The organism is Flavobacterium anhuiense, assembly GCF_001705175.1.
GTDB lineage: Bacteria > Bacteroidota > Bacteroidia > Flavobacteriales > Flavobacteriaceae > Flavobacterium > Flavobacterium anhuiense.
The window spans coordinates 706020-724100 of sequence record NZ_CP016907.1 but is presented as its reverse complement, the minus strand read 5'-3'; the positions used below and the strand labels follow the sequence as shown (position 1 = coordinate 724100).

Genomic DNA, 18081 nt, shown 5'->3' with positions numbered 1-18081 from the left:
GCTTGCAGCGAATAGCCTTAAGGTGGTTATTGCGGCGGGGCTCACCTCTTCCCATCCCGAACAGAGAAGTTAAGCCCGCCAGCGCAGATGGTACTGCAGTCATGTGGGAGAGTATGTCGTCGCCTTTCTTTTGAAAAACCCCGTTTCTAAACGAAACGGGGTTTTCTGTTTTATGGCAATTTTTGGAAATCCCGCAATGCAGCTGCCCTAAAACTTTTTCCCAAACAGATACGTCAGGGATGGAAACGGCTCCTTTTAAGGGATGTGAGAGCTTCTTATCGCTTCATTCGCAAAAGATCCAAGGGACAACACAACCCAAAGGGAAACGCTATGTTTTTTTAAATGCTTTAAATTAGTACTTTATGTTTTTTAGGAAATTAAAATTTGTGACTATCTACATCATTAATAAACTGAATTACGCCAGTCATAAATACTTTTTGATCGTCCCACATTGCCAAATGACTTCCGTTTGGACAGTATAAATAACGTCCTTTTTTAACTAATTTGCTCTGTTCTTCCATTGCTTTTGGATCCATAGTATCATATTTTGCTCCAATCATTAAAGTTGGAATAGTGATTTCATGCAGTCTATTTTTAATATCCCATTTAGCCAGACGCCCACTAATACCAAATTCACTTGGTCCTTGCATTAATGTATATATTTCAGAATTCACATGTTTACTTGCACGATTTAATCCGTCTGGCCATTCTTTTAAACGACATAAATGTTCTTGATAGAAATTTGGAATCAAAAGTTCCATGTAACGCGGATTTTCGAAATCTTTTTTAGTTTCTAAATCTCTAATTTCTTTTAAAACTTCTGGTTTCATTTGTTTTGCCAGAACTTCATCGGCATATTTACCATATTCTGGAGCACTTGCCATCATATTAGCAACTAGCAATCCTTTCATATTTTGTTGATATTTCAATGCATATTCCATTGCTAATATTCCGCCCCAAGAATTTCCCAATACATAAAAATTGTCCTTATCAGCATTAATGGCTTTTCGAACTTGCTCTACCTCATCTACAAATCGGTCAATTGTCCATAAACTGCTGTCTTTTGGCTGATCACTATAGTATGATCCTAGTTGATCATATTCGTAAAACTCAAAACCTTCACGCTGGAAGAATGTCTCAAAGCATTCCATATATTCATGCGTCATTGCTGGGCCTCCGTGCAGTAGTAAAACTTTAATTTTTGGATTATTGCCAAAACGTTTTGTCCAAACTTTAAATTCTCCAACGGGTGTTTTTATTGGTATCATTTTTACCCCTGCAGTTTCTACTTTTTCTTTCTCATATGTAAAATAGTCTGATAAGATATTAGTATTGTTTTCATTTTTACAAGATGTTAAAAGCAAAAGAGAGGAAAGAGCAATGATACTACGCATGATTTTAGTTTTTAATGGTTTAGACTAATTTACAAATTAAATTTCGCAGTGTACTTTTTGATTGTATTATTTTATGTGGAATTTAAAAATCACTATTTATAGTGATGTGAGAGAATTAGCGAGATTATAGTTTTGCGCTTTAAATAGTATTTGCAAATTATAATACCTCAGCATGGTCGAATTTAAGATTTTAACTAAAAAAACAAATTTAATTTTACTGTTTATAATTTCTTTTTCTTTTGTAACAGTTTATGCGCAGGAAAAAGATTTTACTAAGTCAGATTCAAATATTGTTACGCTTATTAATGATAACAATATGAAGTCAGTAAGTAGAAAAATAAAAGCTGTCACCAAATTTACTTCTAAAATAGCCAAATCTGCTGCTGATACAGAACCTCCCATATTGATTTGTCCTCCAAATCAGAAATTGACTTGTGGGATGCTTGTTCCGAGTTATTTTGATCTGTTAACTGTAAATGATAATCTTGATACTGAGATAGATGTAACTCAATATCCTGGAGAAGGCTCTTTTTTTTATGATGGAATGGAAATTCAATTTACGGCTAAAGATGATGCAGGAAACACAAGCAGTTGCAGCATTATTGTTACTTCTGTTAATCCAGATGTAGCTCCTCCAACATTTACTTGTCCGACAAATATTAAATTAAATTGTGGCGATGTTATACCAAATTATGCAATAAGTCCCATTATGAATCTCAAGGATGATTGCAGTATTAATTTAAAATATAAAATGACTCCCGCAGCAGGAACCATTTTTTATGGTAATCCAACTCCTATTGAAATAGAGTATTCTGATAAAACGGGGAATAAATCATATTGTAATTTTACCATTACTTCTAATCCAGATGTTATAAAACCAGTTATTTCAAACTGTCCAGGAGTTCAGTTTTTGGCATGTGGATCAGTTCTTCCAGATTATAAAACCTGGGTGACAGTTAGTGATAATTGCGATGGAATTCTAATTATATCTCAAACGCCATCTCCAGGAACTGCTTTTACGCCTGGAATGACAGTTACTCTTATGGTAAAAGATGCTTCAAATAATACTTCTGCTTGCAGTTTCGTAATTAATGCTTCAGCCGATACTGTAAAACCTGTTATAACTAATTGCCCTAGTAATCAAACTTTAGCAATTGGGGATGCTATTCCTGATTACTTGGGCTTAATACATGTAACAGATAATTGTGACACTAATCCGATAGTAACGCAAGTGCCGATACCGGGAACTATTTTTACTTCAGGAACGAATGTAGTTATTTCAGCAAAAGATACATCAGGAAATATATCAGTATGTAATTTTTACATAAATCCCTTGGGGGGAGATTTACCCCCTGTCTTAAGCTGTCCTTCAGGAATGGAATTGTACAAAAATTCAACGTTACCAAACTATATATCCTATTTAACTGCTTTAAGTGATGACCTTACAGATAATTTTGATCTCATTTTTACGCAAACTCCACCTCAGGGAACACTTTTTACAGCAGATACAAATGTTACCATTACAGCTAAAGACGCATCAGGAAACATTAATTTTTGCACATTTTTAGTAAAATTAAAGACTGTTAAGCAGGATATTGACTGTAAAACAACTTCTATAAATGTGAATAATCTTTATGGTGATAATGGATTCTCTATTTATGGCGAAATTTTAGCCAGAGAAGCTGGGTTTAGTGTTAATAACGCCGGAGATGTAAATGGTGATGGAATAAAAGATTTAATTATTGGAGCTCCTGGAAATTATAATCCATGGTATGGAGCTTCAAAAATTTATAAGATAATACCAGGTGCTGCTTATGTAATATTTGGCAAAGCTTCGGGATTTGCACCAAATATTGATTTAGGCTTACTGGATGGTACGAATGGTTTTGCGATACGAAATGACATTTCGTCTTCTAATTTTCCTTTAACAGGATACGATGTCAGCAGTGCGGGAGATATAAATGGCGATGGAATTGGAGATTTTATGGTAAGTGATCCATACAGACATTCGTCCTACGGTCCAGAAGCTGGGCATACCTATATTATATTTGGGAAAAAAAGCGGTTTTCCTGCCGAAATAAAACTTTCGTCGCTAAATGGTTCTAATGGTTTTACTCTCATAGGCAATGAAAATTATGCAGCTACAGGATCAAGTATAGATCTTATAGGAGATATTAATTCTGATGGTTTTCAGGATATTGCAGTTATTACTTCAGGTTCGGGAGCAGTGAATGGCAAGTGTTTTGTTGTGTACGGCAGAGCAGGAGGATTTCCGGCAATATTGAGAACTTTTGAACTTAACGGAACAAATGGATTTACAATTGAAGGAGATGCTTCTACGGGAAAATTGGGTCGGTCGGTTTCTGGTTTGGGAGATGTCAATGGAGATGGGATTGTAGATATTGCTTTAGGCTCTTATAACGGATCAGATCAAAAACGTAAGTATGTTGTTTTTGGACGCTCCAATAACTTTCCAGCAAATTTTAATATTTCAGCTTTAAATGGAACAAACGGATTTATAATTGAAAACTCAGAAACTGCTTTGGATTCTTATAATGGAATTGAAAAAGCAGGAGATTTAAATAACGATGGCATTAATGATATTGCTATTACAGGACAGTATGTTTTGTTTGGGAAAACTGTTTTTCCTGTCCTAGTAGATTTAAAAAATCTTGACGGTACTAATGGCTTTAAAATAAACGGTGTAAGTGCTGGTAATAGTTTTGGTTACGCTGGAGATTTTAATGGCGATACTATTGATGACTTTTTTGTGCATGATCCTGGAACTACTTATATCTTTTTTGGAAAAAAGGTTTGGACAGCTACTGTAAGTCCAAGTACCGATAAGAATTTTAGAATTATGTCTGATTATCTTTACGAGTATAGTGTAAATTATGCAGGAGACGTTAATAATGATGGTGTCGGTGATATTATAATTGGTAATCCTTACAATTCCTATGGTTCAAATTTGAAAGTAAATTATAATCCAGGAAAAGCTTTTGTTGTTTTTGGAAAAAAAGTAACAGATACTCAGAAACCAGTTATAGCCAATTGTCCTTCTAATGAAGTTGTTTCAACTGGATTTCCTATTCCAGATTATAAAAATGTTATAACCGTTACAGATAATTGTGATTCAAATCCGACTATAACGCAAGTTCCAGCGCCATGGACAATTTTTGATGGCGTCACCAAAGATGTCACGTTGACCGTTACAGATAAAAGTGGAAATTTTGAGATTTGTACTTTTAAAATTTCAAATGATGCTGATGCCGAAGCGCCTGTTTTAACCTGTCTTTCAGATCAGTTGCTCAATTGTAAAAGTTTAGTTCCAAATTATTTGAATTTGGTTACAGTTTCTGATAATAAAGACACAGCACCCATACTAACACAAGATCCAATTGCAGGAACTGCTTTTACAGACGGAATGGTCATCACAATTACAGCAAAAGATGTTTCCAATAATAGTTCCACTTGCAGTTTTAAAGTCAACGCTTCCGCAGATGTGACAGCACCAGTAATTGCGTGCATAGGAGATCAGACTTTATCATGCGGCAGTACAATTCCAGATTATACGCTTTTAGTTACAGCAAATGATAATTGTGACGCTTCACCTGTAATTACGCAGAATCCAATAGCGGGAAGTGTTTTTACAGATGGAATGGCCATTACAATTACAGCAAAAGATGCATCCAACAATGAAGCGTATTGCAGTTTTAAAGTCAACGCTTCCGCAGATTTGACAGCGCCAGTAATTGCGTGCATAGGAGATCAGATTTTATCATGCGGCAGTACAATTCCAGATTATACGCTTTTAGTTACAGCAAATGATAATTGCGATCCTTATCCCGTGATTACTCAAAATCCGTCTGTGGGAAGTGTTTTTACAGATGGAATGGCCATTACAATTACAGCAAAAGATATTTCCAATAATAGTTCCACTTGCAGTTTTAAAGTAAACGCTTCTGCAGATGTTACAGCGCCAGTAATTGCGTGCATAGGAGATCAAACTTTATCATGCGGCAGTATAATTCCAGATTATACAGCTTTAATAACTGTTACAGATAATTGTGACGCTTCACCTGTAATTACGCAGAATCCAATAGCGGGAAGTGTTTTTACAGACGGAATGGCCATTACAATTACAGCGAAAGACGTTTCCAATAATAGTTCCACTTGCAGTTTTAAAGTTAACGCTTCCGCGGATGTGACAGCGCCTGTAATTGCGTGCATAGGTGATCAGACTTTATCGTGCGGCAGTACAATTCCAGATTATACGCTTTTAGTTACAGCAAATGATAATTGTGACGCTTCACCTGTAATTACGCAGAATCCAATAGCTGGAACTGCTTTCACAGATGGAATGGACATTACAATCACTGCAAAAGATGCATCCAACAATGAATCGTATTGCAGTTTTAAAGTTAACGCTTCCGCAGATGTGACAGCGCCAGTAATTGCATGCATAGGAGATCAGACTTTATCATGTGGCAGTAAAATTCCAGATTATACGCTTTTAGTTACAGCAAATGATAATTGCGACTCTTACCCTGTTATTGCTCAAAACCCGTCTGCAGGAACTGCTTTTACAGATGGGATGGCCATTACAATTACAGCAAAAGATGTTTCCAATAATAGTTCCACTTGCAGTTTTAAAGTTAACGCTTCCGCAGATGTGACAGCGCCTGTAATTGCGTGCATAGGAGATCAAACCTTATCATGTGGCAGTATAATTCCAGATTATACGCTTTTAGTTACAGCAAATGATAATTGCGACTCTTATCCTGTGATTACTCAAAATCCGTCTGCGGGAAGTGTTTTTACAGATGGAATGGAGATTACTATAACAGCCAGAGACGTTTCCAATAATAGTTCTACTTGCAGTTTTAAAGTTAATGCTTCTCCCGATATAACAGCACCGTCAATTACTTGTATTGCAGATCAGAATTTAAATATTGCAGATGTTCTTCCAGATTATCGAACGATGATTACTGCAACTGATAATTGCGATTCGAATTTAACTGTCACACAAATTCCGTCTTCTGGATCAAATGTAACTGACGGAATGAATGTAACAATTAATGCTTCAGATAATAGTGGAAATAGTACGTCGTGCACCTTTAAAATTAATGTTGCAAAAGATGCACAGCCACCAGTTTTTACTTGCATTGCAGATCAAATGTTTGACTGTAGTGTAAGTCAGGTTCCGGATTACACCAAAATGATTTTTGCCACTGATAATGCAGATCCAAACCCTGTAATAACACAGTATCCAGCGCCAGGAGCAGTATTTTTAGACGGAATGACTATTACCATAAAAGTTTCAGATAAAAGTAACAATGTTTCAGGATGCTCCTTTCAGCTTTTCAGCTATCCAATTTTTGTTGATGCAGGAGAAGATGCAGAAATTAATCAGGGAGACTCTATTCAATTGTATGCTATTGCTTTAGAAGATGGTGTTTTTTCATGGTCGCCTGCAACAGGATTAAATAATAGTAAAATCGGAAATCCAATTGCTAAACCATCAGAAACCACAACTTACAAAGTAGTTTTTACAAACAAAGAAGGGTGCGAAACAGAAGATTTGGTGACTGTAACTGTAATTCCTCCTATTGAAAAAGATGAAACTAAATATGGTTTTTCTCCAAATGGAGACGGAATTAATGATTTTTGGGAAATTGACGGAATAACAGATTATCCAGAGAATGAAGTCCTGATTTACAGCCGTTGGGGGGATTTGGTTTACCATACAAAAGGTTACGACAACGCCACCAATGTTTTTAGTGGAATTGCTAATAAGAGCCGAAATCTTGGAGCCAATCAGCTTCCCGAAGGAACTTATTTCTTTGAAATCCGTGTCAATCAGCCCCATCATTTTAAGAAAACCAAGGGATATCTTGTTTTAAAACGTTAATTCATGAAAAGTAAATTCAATATAATCTTAGCTTTATTTATAATCATCATTTTTTTAGAAAGAGCCTATGGACAGCAAACACCTGTTTTTTCAAGTTATAATTACAATGCCGTTTTAATAAATCCAGCCCATGCCGGATATTATTCGGATATAGATATTGCCATGACAACCAACGGATATTTCAATTCAGTAGAAGGAAGTCCCAAGAATTTTGATCTTTCAGTAAATAAATTGACATGGGGAGAAAAAATAGGATTAGCAGCAGGGATTTCACATGACCAAATAGGAGTGACTCATACAACCAATTTTTTTACTTCATATTCGTATAAAATTTACTATGATCCTGATTATAAATATGGAAAATGGTGGGCCTACGATCCTAGTATTGTTTCATTTGGAGTAACGGCAGGAGCAATGCTTTACAACGAAAACCTGACCCGTTTGGGTCTTGAAAACGATCCAGAATTTCAGGAAAATGTAAACAGTTTTACGCCTACTTTTGGTGTTGGATTTTTGTACAACAGAGATCAGGTTTATTTCGGTTTATCATCTCCAAATTTGTTAAGTTCTGCTTTTAATTCGAGCAATAACACCCATTTAAAAAATGTCTATTATAGTTATTTTGGGTACAAATTTTTTACCAATCGTTTTGAAGAAGTACTGATAAACCCAAGCGTATTATTTAAATATGTTGAAGGAGCACCATTTCAGGCCGATCTAAATCTTTTAATCAATTACAAAAATAAAGTAGAATTTGGCGGAGGCTATCGAACTTCAAAAACATTGAATTTTTTAGCCGGTTTTCACCTTTCAGACAATTTCAGGGTTATCTGCACGTATAATAAATCAATTGATAATGTAGTAATTCCCGACACTTTTGGATTAGTTTTAAATTACAGGGCAGGAAAGGGATTTTAGTTAATCAACTAAACCATTTTCGACTGCGTATTTTACAAGACCCGCCGTATTTTTAGCATTCAATTTGGACAATAAATTACGGCGGTGAGTATTTACGGTATTTAAACTAATAAACGTTTTTTCGGCAATTTCTGCCGTATTATACTCATGTGCAATCAACACCAGAATTTCTTTTTCTCTCGAACTGAGTTCGGTTAAATTTGAAACCTGTTTTTCAATTCGAGAACTATTCGAAAGGTGCTTTTCTTCTAATTCTTCTGCAAAATAATTTTCTCCCGAAGCAATTGTATTAATAGCCTTTAAAAGCTCTACTTTTTCAGCATTTTTCAACAAATATCCATTCACCCCAATTCGAATTAGTCTCGAAATAACCATCACATTGCTGTGTGTGCTTACAATCAATATTTTGACATTTGGATACTGTTTTTTGAGGATTTTACTCAATTCAATTCCGTCCATTTCAGGCATGCTGATATCCAAGATAACAAAATCTACAACTCCCTTTTTAACGATTTCAAGCGCTTCAATTCCGTTTACCGCTTTGTCAATAACGGTAATATTAGGTTCCTGTTCCAAAAGAGCAATAATTCCCTGAAGAAACATTGTATGATCGTCGGCAATAAGTAAGTTAACTGGGTTCATTCAACAAATATATTAGTTGCTTTTCAATTCATCAAGCTGATTTTTCAAATCAATTCCTTTAATTTTCGTTTTAGGTTTAGGCTCTGCGATCGGAATTTCGATATTAAAAATGGAACCTCTTTTTAGTTTCGAATCAATTGCAAAAGAGCCATTTAGTTTTTTGATGCGGTTTTCCAGATTAATAAAACCAATTCCTTTAGAATTATTTTTCGTTTCAAAACCAATTCCATTATCTTCAAACATAACATTCAATATATTTTCAATATAGTTCAGCTGGATTTCCACTTCCGAAGCCTTTGCATGCTTAATCGTATTCGTTAAAAGTTCCTGGATAATTTTGAAAACCTCAACCTGAATATTTTCATCCAATTCATTAATTTCTTTCTTCGGATATGGAATATACGAAATCTTGATTTTGCTTGCTTCACTGATATTTTTCAAATACGATTCGAGAACTTCTAAAAAATTATTCTGGCTGAATTTCTTTGGAAGAAGAGTATGCGATAAATTTCGGACCTGTTGATATGTTTCATCCAATTGAAGACTGATTCTTTGAATAGTAGAAAAATCAGAAGCATTCAAATGATTGACTTGTAGTTTAATAGCAGCTAAATTTCCACCAATACTGTCGTGCAATTCCTGCGAAATACGCTTTCTTTCCTTGTCTTGTCCCCTTATCGAAGCTTTTATCAGTTCTAATTCCTGTTCTTTTAGAATGCCATCAATTTTTTGAGAACTGACTTCTGCCTGTTTGATATTCAGTAAACGCTGAACTTTAAAACGTTTGTAATACTGAAACAAAAGACCCATTATAGGTATAAGTAAAACTAGAAAAGCAATAACCGTAAACCATCGCATTTTTTTCTGCTGATTGATTTCTAAAGCTTTCAATTGCTGATCTTTCTTTAAAAGAGCAATTTCATTTCTTTTTTTATTTGATGAATTCTGAAATGCCAGAATTGTATTTTCGTTATTTTTCTTCGAAATTTCCTCTTGCAGAATCATGTTTTTTATGGCTTCCTCCTGATTGGCAAGCGTCAGTTTTCTAGCTTCGTTTTCAAACTTTAAAGTTTCGATTTCTTTTTGTTTTTGTGCCGTTTTGTATTTGACTTCTAACTCATTAATCTCTTTTATTTTCTGAAGATTATTGATGGAATCTTTTATGTGTGTCGATTTTTCAAAAAATGAATAAGCACTTTTATAATCGTCCTGTTGAATAGCGATTTTTCTCAATTCATCATAAATATAACTCTGATTTTGAAGCAGGCCAAAATGAACAGATTTTTGAAGCGCTTCAGAAAATATCAGTTTCGCTTCGTTATATTTTTTCAAAGAAATATAGGTATCTCCAATACTGCTTCGGGAAACAATCGAGAGTTGGTTTAGTTCGCTTTTATCAGCAATAGCAAGTGCTTCCTGAAACATTTTTAAAGCTTCCTGAGATTTATTCTGCAGTTGATAATTCTCTCCGAGACCTAATAAAACAATAACCCGTCCCTGATTATTATTGGTTTTTTCGCAGAGCACTTTTCCTCTTTTGTAAAAAATATTGGCATTGTCATAATCTTTCAGTTTCGAATAAATATCGCCAATATTGATATAACTTCCTAAGATAATTTCGTTGTCATCTTTATATTCCAAACATTGTTTGAACAATTTCAGTGCATTGTCGTAATCGCCCAACTCACTGTACGTCTGTGCTAAACCGTGCGTGTGAGTATAAAAAAGATTTGTTTCGTTATATTTTTGAGAAGCTTCAATACCTTTTAAGTGCCATTTTTTACTTTCATTCAGCAAACCTCTTTTTTTATAATTGATGGCCAGCAAATTATAACCAAGTGAAAAAAGCCTGCTTTTTAATGAATCATTTACAGCAGTATTAAATTTTAAAGCCTGATGAGTATAATAAATAGAAGAATCGATAATGGCTCTTTTATTGAAATAATAAGCCAGAAGGAGATTAGTTCGTGCGAGAACTCTATTGTCGACAGTGCCCGATTTTAAAATGGAATGCGCTTTTTTGTAAGCCTTTTTCTCTTCACCTTTATTGTACAAATCATAAAGTGCCAGCGTATTTTTATCCTCTTTAATTTTTGCGGGATTTCTGGAAATAAAAGTCTTCTTTTTCGTTTCAATCTGAGCCTGCAGACCAAACGAAAAAAAGATGAAAATCAATAAATATAGTCTTCCTGACCAGATTGCCATACGTTTTTGGTTAGTATCCTAAATAAAAAATAGAATAGTTTTTAAAGTCTTGTAAACTTGGGATTTAAGAAGCCAATTAATTCCTGGCTTGGTAAAAGTACTACAAAACAATCAAAATAATATTTCTAAAAATAAAATTTTTAAGCAAAGTTGTGATATTAATTGTTTTTAAAATCTTTGTAAATCAGGTTTTTATGATTGGTTAAAAATCTAAAACTTTCTTAAAATCATTTGAATGCATTTTTGGTTGTAGTAAATTAGTAAGACTACATTTAAAAAATCAAATTATGAAAACGAAGATATTTTTAGCCATAGCATTGCTTATTATAACAATCTCGGCAAGCGCACAGAAAAAAATCGAAGTAACCGAACTGCCAAAACCGGCACAGGAATTTCTAAAGAAGCATTTTAGCCATACTTCGGTAGAAAAGGCTCAAAAGGATCCCGAACATGGAGAAAAAGGTTATGAAGTAAAACTGAAAGACGGAACAGAAGTAGAGTTTTGGAAAGATGGTTCATACCGTGAAGTTGATGGCGGAGACAACCCAATTCCAACCGATTTTATTCCAGATAATATTAAGGCTTATGTAGCCAAAAATCATCCGAACGAAAAAATAACGCACATCGACTATGGACACAAAGATCTCGATGTCGATCTGACTAATAAAATTGATTTAGAATTTACCAAAGAAGGTAAAATTCTAAAAGACAAAAAGAACAATGTTCAAAAATAAAGGATCAGGACAGAAATTAATATTCCTAACCAACTGCTATTTATAAGACGTTGGTTGGGAATATTTTGTCTAATCTCAGTTTTTCTAAAGAACATCTTGAGAGAAAATAGTTTATATTTACATCTTTATTTTTTATTTCATGGAAGAAAATAAACATGTAACGATTTACGACATTGCCGAGAGACTTAATCTGGCCACATCTACTATTTCACGAGCTTTAAAAGATCATCATACGATAAGTGATAAAACGATTAAGAAAGTGAAAAAAACCGCTGAAGAAATGGGTTTTGTCCCAAATACTTTAGCAGCAGGTTTACGTGGCAACAAAACTAGGACAATTGGTGTTTTGATTCCTACCGTTACACAGCCCTTTTTGTCTTCTCTAATTAGCGGAATTGAAATCACAGCTCAAAAATCGGATTATACGGTAATTATTATGCAGTCGCATGATTCGTATGAAGAAGAAGTGAATATGGCGAAATCTTTGTACTCAAATCGCGTAAGTGGCGTAATTTGTTCTCTAGCGATGGAAACCAGAGATACGGCTCATTTTCATCAGTTTTCAAACAATAATATTCCGTTGGTTTTTGTTGACAGGGTTCCAAAAGGTTATAATACTTTCAGAGTTGTAATAGACAATTATACAGCAGGCTACAAAGCAACCAAGCACCTTATTGAACAAGGCTGTATTCGTATTGCTCATTTTACTGCTGGTTCAGAATTAGGAAATCTGTATAACGAAAGAAAAAGAGGTTACATAGAAGCCTTAAAAGATCATAATATAGAAGTAGAAGAAGAATTGATTATCAATTTGAATTCGGTTACTTATGAAGACGGCGTAAAAGCCAGTAACGCTTTATTCGATTTAAAGCCACTTCCAGACGGATTGTTTGCGCCAGGAGATATTTTGGCTGTAAGCGCTGTTCAAACTGCTAAAAAACGCGGTATTAAAGTACCCGAAGAGTTCAAAGTGATTGGTTTTAATAATGATCCAATTTCGCAGATTATAGATCCGAATTTATCGACTATTACGCATCCAGCTGAAAAAATGGGAAAGGCGGCGGCAGAAATTATCATTAAAAATTTAAAATCGTCTAAAAATGACGATGCCAAAGAAATCACTTTTTTAAATACAGAAGTACTCGCAAGAGAATCTACTCAGAAATAAAATTCTAAATAGTAAGGCTTATCATTGGTTTGATAGGCCAATAACTTTTATGAAAACAATTACACTTCCAGACGAAATGAATTTAGAAAAATCTCAACATGTACACGTTGTCGATTACAGCAGTTCTAAAGACGTTTCGAAACGGCAGATCATTTTAAATCAGAATATCATCAGTTTTTTGATTGAAGGAACCAAAGAAGTCATTTTTGATACTACAGAATTGTCTATAACACCTTCTAAGTTTCTTATAATGCGTTCCGGAAATTGTTTAATGACAGAAAAAAGAATCTCTGAAATCTCTGGATATAAAAGCATTCTTTTGTTTTTTTCGAGCGAAATGGTTCATAATTTCATCAGAAAAATGGAATTGGAAAAATCAGAAGCTATTGAACCAAAATCGATTTATGCTTTTGATTATGATGATTTTCTGAAACGTTTTGTAGACAGTTTAACAGATATTTCCAAACTTTCAAAAACCATTCAGACAAAATTGCTCGAAGTTAAGTTTGACGAAATTATGCTTTATTTGACGGCGCAGTACGGAACCGATTTTCTGTATTCGCTAACTGCAAATAGTGACGATGCGGCTCAAAGATTCATTCGAACAATCGAAAACAGCCATTTAAGCAAATTGACATTAAAAGAATTGGCTTTTTTGTGTAACATGAGTGTTTCGACTTTCAAAAGAGAATTTGAAAAATATTATTCAGAGTCGCCTATTAAATGGTTTCAAAACAAAAGGCTCGAACATGCGCACTATTTGCTGAGCCAGGAAAAAAGCCCTTCTGAAGTGTATTTAGAAGCAGGTTACGAAAACCTTTCCAGTTTTAGTCAAGCTTATAAAACCAAATACGGCGTAACACCTAAACATCATAAGTTGATTTGAGCTTTTAGCAACAGTTTTTGGCTTTTTAGCTAAAGTTATTCAACGATTCCAAATCTAACTTTGCTTAAAATTTTAAAACAGACAAAATGAAAAAGCTAAGTTTAATTTTGGCAATGTCAGCCATTTTTTCAACATCGATTTTTGCACAAAAAACATTTACTTTAACTAGTAAAGATTTAGGAGGAGAAACAACTAAAATTCAGGAATTCAACGGATTTGGGTGTTCAGGCGAAAATCAGTCTCCACAGCTATCTTGGAAAAACGCTCCCGAAGGGACTAAAAGTTTTGCGGTAACCATGTACGATCCAGACGCGCCAACAGGAAGCGGATTTTGGCATTGGGTGGTCGTAGATATTCCGGCAAATGTAAACGAACTGGTAACTAATGCAGGAACTAAAAATCTTATTCCAAAAGGAGCAATTCAAAGCATTACCGATTATGGAATCAAAGGTTTTGGAGGTCCTTGTCCGCCAATTGGTCATGGATATCACCAATACATTATTACCGTTTATGCTTTAAAAGTAAATAAACTAGGAACAGATGAAAATACAAATCCAGCAGTAGTAGGATTTAATCTTTGGAACCAGACCTTGGCAAAAGCAAGTATTGTTGCCTATTACAAGAGATAATTTAAGCGATAAAACTTAAATTCAACCCCGTCATAGCAGGATAGTTTTTATAATTATCCTGCTTTTATTTGTTATATAAATTATTTTTTTTGAAAAAAAAGCAGCCAAAATTTTTTTCTTAGATAACAATCCTATATTTTTACGCAACCGATTGCAATTGTTGTTTTATTTCGAATAATATATTTTTTGAATTAAAATTTTATCAAATGCTTTAAATAAGAAATAAAATATTACTGCTTAAAGAATACGATTTTAAAAAAAAATAAATTAAAACTAATGGCTTTACTAAGATTTGTTTTTCTGTTTTTTCTGATTTCCTTTTCTGCTTCAGCACAAAAGGATTATAAATTGTGGCTTCAGTATAATGCGGTTACCAATTCTGGAATGGCTTCAGAATACAAAAGCAATATTAAAGGAATCGCAATATTAGGAAATTCTGAAACCATAAAAATTGCTGAAAAAGAACTGAAAACGGGATTTTTGGATATGTTGGGAAATATTCCTGAAATTAGATCAGAAGTAAAAGGAGAGAGCTATATTATTGTGGGTTCACATTCAAATTTAAATTCTGAAATAAAAAATAAACTGCAATCTGATTTTGATAAGATAAATAATGAAGGTTTTATTATTAAATCCATTTCGCTTAAAAACAAAAAACAAATCATCATTACAGGCAAAAATGATGTTGCCGTTTTATACGGAGTTTTTAATTTCTTGAGAATACTGCAGACGAATAAATCGATTAAAAGCTTAAATATTGCGGATTCTCCTAAAACCAATATCAGAATCCTGAATCATTGGGATAATCTCGACAGAACTATCGAACGTGGTTATGCAGGATTTTCACTCTGGAACTGGCAGAAATTGCCTGATTTTATCGACCAGCGTTACATTGACTATGCCAGAGCAAATGCATCAATCGGAATCAACGGAACAGTTTTGAACAATGTAAATGCCAACGCTTTAATTCTAACCTCACAATATTTAGAAAAAGTGGAAGCACTAGCCAATGTTTTCAGACCTTACGGAATAAAAGTGTATTTAACTGCAAGATTTTCGGCGCCTATTGAAATTGGGAAGCTAAAGACTGCCGATCCAAAAGATCCTGAAGTTATTAATTGGTGGAAAAACAAGTCGGCTGAAATTTATAAACGAATTCCCGATTTTGGCGGATTTTTGGTAAAAGCCAATTCAGAAGGCCAGCCAGGGCCTCAAAACTATGGAAGAGATCATGTTGACGGAGCGAATATGCTCGCTGATGCAGTAGCGCCTTTTGGCGGAATTATCATGTGGAGAGCGTTTGTGTATTCGGAACATGATGCGAACGATAGGGCTAAACAAGCGTACGCCGAATTTCAGCCGTATGACGGGAAATTCAAAGAAAATGTAATTGTTCAAGTCAAAAACGGAGCAATAGACTTTCAACCAAGAGAACCATTTCATCCATTATTTGGAGCAATGCCGAAAACGCCTTTAATGATGGAATTTCAAATTACACAGGAATATTTAGGTTTCAGCACGCATTTGGTTTTCCTTCCTAAATTATTTCAGGAAGTTCTAGAATCCGATACTTATCAAAAAGGAAAAGGTTCAACCGTCGCCAAAGTGATTGACGGCACTTTATATCAAAATAAACTAACAGGAATCGCAGGCGTTGCTAATATTGGAAACGATTTAAACTGGACAGGACATCCGTTTGCACAGGCCAATTGGTACGGTTTCGGGAGACTGGCGTGGAATCCGTATATGGATTCAGAAACCATTGCCGACGAATGGTTAAGAAGTACTTTTTCTAATGATGAAAATTTCATCCAACCAGTCAAAAATATTATGATCGATTCTCGTGAAGCCGTTGTCAATTATATGACGCCGCTTGGTCTGCATCATGTCATGGATACAGGACATCATTACGGGCCTGGGCCTTGGATTTCGAATTTATCAAGACCAGAATGGAATCCGACATATTATCATAAAGCAGATAAAAACGGGATTGGTTTTGACAGATCTAAATCGGGAACGAATGCCATTTCGCAATACGCGCCAGAAGTCGCAAATCTCTTTGATAACTTAGAAACTTGTCCTGAAAAAGACCTTTTATGGTTTCATCACGTTTCGTGGGATTACAAATTGAAAAATGGACAAACGCTTTGGAATGGTTTAGCATTAAAATATCAGGAAGGCGTAAATCAAGTCAAGGAAATGCAGGACGTTTGGAAGAAAATGGAAAAATATATCGACAGCGAACGTTTTAAAGAAGTCGAAATGTTATTGGAAACTCAGTACAAAGAAGCAAAATGGTGGCGTGATGCGTGTTTGCTGTATTTTCAGCAATTTTCAGGAAAAGAGCTTCCTGCTGGAGTAGAAAAACCAACGCAGACTTTAGATTATTTTAAATCATTAAAATTCCCTTTTGCACCAGGGAATGGGTAAATAAATAGAGTAATTGTAACACAGATGACGCGGATTCGCTATCGCGAAGACACGGAAAAAAGCAGATTTTTCTAATTAAATATGAATAAAAATCTGTGTCAATCAGCGTTTTCGCGATAGCGAATCCGTTTCATCCGCGTACTAAAAATAAAATAAACACATAGAAACATAGATTTATATTTAACTTAAAAAGATTAAAGAAAGAAACTAGTTTCTCACACATAGCTATGTGTATTGATGCAAGTGAAACGCCTTTGTACACAAAATATAACTATGTTTCTATGTGTTTAAAAAATTAAGCATGAAATTATTGTAATAAATTATGAGCAAGAAAACAGCAATTGTAACCGGAGGAAATTCGGGATTAGGTTTTGCAACCGCAAAAAAACTTTGTGAGAATGGAATCACAACTTATATAATCGGAAGATCAAAAGAGAAAACAGAAGATGCCTGTAAGGAAATTGGTGAAAATGCCATTCCGGTAATCTTCGACTTAAATGATTTGAAGGGAATTCCAGGGATGATTGCAAATATTACAAAAGATAATCCAGTTGATATTTTGGTTAACAATGCAGGCATCAATATGAAAAAAGAAATCCCAGATGTAACCGATGAAGATTTTCTTTCGATAATTCATACCAATTTATTGAGCGTTTTTGCTGTGAGCAGAGAAGTGATCAAAAATATGAAAGAAAACGGGGGCGGAAGCATTATTAATATCAGTTCGATGGCATCGCAATACGGAATCCCAAAAGTTATTGCGTATTCATCAAGCAAAGGCGCGATTGAAGCCATGACACGTGCAATGGCAGTTGAACTCGCTCAGTTTGGCATTCGTGCCAATTGTATTGCTCCGGGATTCATCAAAACCAAAATGTCTGCAACAGCACTTGACAACGATCCTGAAAGAAAAAATAAAGTTTTAGGAAGAACACCAATGGGCTATTTAGGAGAACCTTCAGATATCGCAGATGCCGTTTATTATTTTGCTTTAAGCGAATCAAAATATACTACTGGTACAGTTTTGCCAGTAGATGGCGGAAATAGTATTGGTTTTTAATTTTTAAATATTTTTAAACACATAGAAACATAGGCTTTGTCTACAAAGGCGTTTCACTTGCATTAATAACCCATAGATTATGTGTGAGAAACTAGTTTCTTTCT

Annotated in this window: 11 protein-coding genes and 1 rRNA gene; 9 read left to right on the top strand and 3 right to left on the bottom strand. The window is 34.6% G+C overall.

Annotated elements, in window-relative coordinates; genetic code table 11:
• Nucleotides 1-18: 18 nt before the first annotated feature.
• Nucleotides 19-128: ribosomal RNA gene (rrf, locus tag BB050_RS02980) — 5S ribosomal RNA — on the top strand.
• A 249-nt stretch (nt 129-377) separates the two neighbouring features.
• Here the strand turns inward: rrf and BB050_RS02975 are convergent.
• A complete protein-coding gene (locus BB050_RS02975) occupies nt 378-1394 on the bottom strand; it encodes a proline-specific peptidase family protein (protein ID WP_066032561.1) in 1017 nt (338 codons plus the stop codon).
• 316 nt (nt 1395-1710) lie between these two features.
• On the opposite strand from BB050_RS02975, the gene BB050_RS02970 reads away from it, so the two are divergent.
• Both BB050_RS02970 and BB050_RS02965 read left to right on the top strand, forming a co-directional pair.
• A complete protein-coding gene (locus BB050_RS02970; protein ID WP_236940411.1) occupies nt 1711-7305 on the top strand; it encodes an HYR domain-containing protein in 5595 nt (1864 codons plus the stop codon).
• Between the two features lie 3 nt (nt 7306-7308).
• Entirely contained in the window at nt 7309-8223 is a 915-nt protein-coding gene (locus tag BB050_RS02965; RefSeq protein WP_066032559.1) for a PorP/SprF family type IX secretion system membrane protein, read from the top strand.
• Here BB050_RS02965 and BB050_RS02960 read toward each other — a convergent pair whose 3' ends face one another.
• Entirely contained in the window at nt 8224-8865 is a 642-nt protein-coding gene (locus BB050_RS02960; RefSeq protein WP_066032558.1) for a response regulator, read from the bottom strand. It abuts the gene before it with no gap.
• A gap of 12 nt (nt 8866-8877) precedes the next feature.
• A complete protein-coding gene (locus BB050_RS02955; RefSeq protein WP_066032557.1) occupies nt 8878-11070 on the bottom strand; it encodes a tetratricopeptide repeat-containing sensor histidine kinase in 2193 nt (730 codons plus the stop codon).
• 287 nt (nt 11071-11357) lie between these two features.
• On the opposite strand from BB050_RS02955, the gene BB050_RS02950 reads away from it, so the two are divergent.
• The 6 genes from BB050_RS02950 (at nt 11358) to BB050_RS02925 (ending at nt 17977) form a co-directional block, all read left to right on the top strand.
• On the top strand, nt 11358-11804 hold the full coding sequence (locus BB050_RS02950) for a PepSY-like domain-containing protein (protein ID WP_008461892.1): 447 nt from the start codon (nt 11358-11360) through the stop codon (nt 11802-11804).
• Nucleotides 11805-11943: 139 nt separating this feature from the next.
• A complete protein-coding gene (locus tag BB050_RS02945) occupies nt 11944-12972 on the top strand; it encodes a LacI family DNA-binding transcriptional regulator (protein ID WP_008461893.1) in 1029 nt (342 codons plus the stop codon).
• Between the two features lie 49 nt (nt 12973-13021).
• Nucleotides 13022-13858, top strand: coding sequence for a helix-turn-helix domain-containing protein (locus BB050_RS02940; RefSeq protein ID WP_066032556.1), 837 nt, complete (start codon nt 13022-13024; stop codon nt 13856-13858).
• Nucleotides 13859-13944: 86 nt separating this feature from the next.
• The gene (locus BB050_RS02935) at nt 13945-14487 is read left to right on the top strand and encodes a YbhB/YbcL family Raf kinase inhibitor-like protein (protein WP_066032555.1); all 543 of its coding nucleotides are present in this window, start codon (nt 13945-13947) and stop codon (nt 14485-14487) included.
• A 276-nt stretch (nt 14488-14763) separates the two neighbouring features.
• A complete protein-coding gene (locus tag BB050_RS02930) occupies nt 14764-16917 on the top strand; it encodes an alpha-glucuronidase family glycosyl hydrolase (RefSeq protein ID WP_066032554.1) in 2154 nt (717 codons plus the stop codon).
• A gap of 322 nt (nt 16918-17239) precedes the next feature.
• A complete protein-coding gene (locus BB050_RS02925; RefSeq protein ID WP_066032553.1) occupies nt 17240-17977 on the top strand; it encodes an SDR family NAD(P)-dependent oxidoreductase in 738 nt (245 codons plus the stop codon).
• The last annotated feature ends 104 nt before the right edge of the window (nt 17978-18081 follow it).

Bases quoted from the DNA above. Each gene is read 5' to 3' on its own strand.
- BB050_RS02935 (WP_066032555.1), top strand. From the start codon at position 13,945: ATGAAAAAGCTAAGTTTAATTTTGGCAATGTCAGCCATTTTTTCAACA.
- BB050_RS02925 (WP_066032553.1), top strand. From the start codon at position 17,240: ATGAGCAAGAAAACAGCAATTGTAACCGGAGGAAATTCGGGATTAGGT.
- BB050_RS02960 (WP_066032558.1), bottom strand. From the start codon at position 8,865: ATGAACCCAGTTAACTTACTTATTGCCGACGATCATACAATGTTTCTT.
- BB050_RS02930 (WP_066032554.1), top strand. From the start codon at position 14,764: ATGGCTTTACTAAGATTTGTTTTTCTGTTTTTTCTGATTTCCTTTTCT.
- BB050_RS02970 (WP_236940411.1), top strand. From the start codon at position 1,711: ATGAAGTCAGTAAGTAGAAAAATAAAAGCTGTCACCAAATTTACTTCT.
- BB050_RS02940 (WP_066032556.1), top strand. From the start codon at position 13,022: ATGAAAACAATTACACTTCCAGACGAAATGAATTTAGAAAAATCTCAA.
- BB050_RS02965 (WP_066032559.1), top strand. From the start codon at position 7,309: ATGAAAAGTAAATTCAATATAATCTTAGCTTTATTTATAATCATCATT.
- BB050_RS02950 (WP_008461892.1), top strand. From the start codon at position 11,358: ATGAAAACGAAGATATTTTTAGCCATAGCATTGCTTATTATAACAATC.
- BB050_RS02955 (WP_066032557.1), bottom strand. From the start codon at position 11,070: ATGGCAATCTGGTCAGGAAGACTATATTTATTGATTTTCATCTTTTTT.
- BB050_RS02975 (WP_066032561.1), bottom strand. From the start codon at position 1,394: ATGCGTAGTATCATTGCTCTTTCCTCTCTTTTGCTTTTAACATCTTGT.
- BB050_RS02945 (WP_008461893.1), top strand. From the start codon at position 11,944: ATGGAAGAAAATAAACATGTAACGATTTACGACATTGCCGAGAGACTT.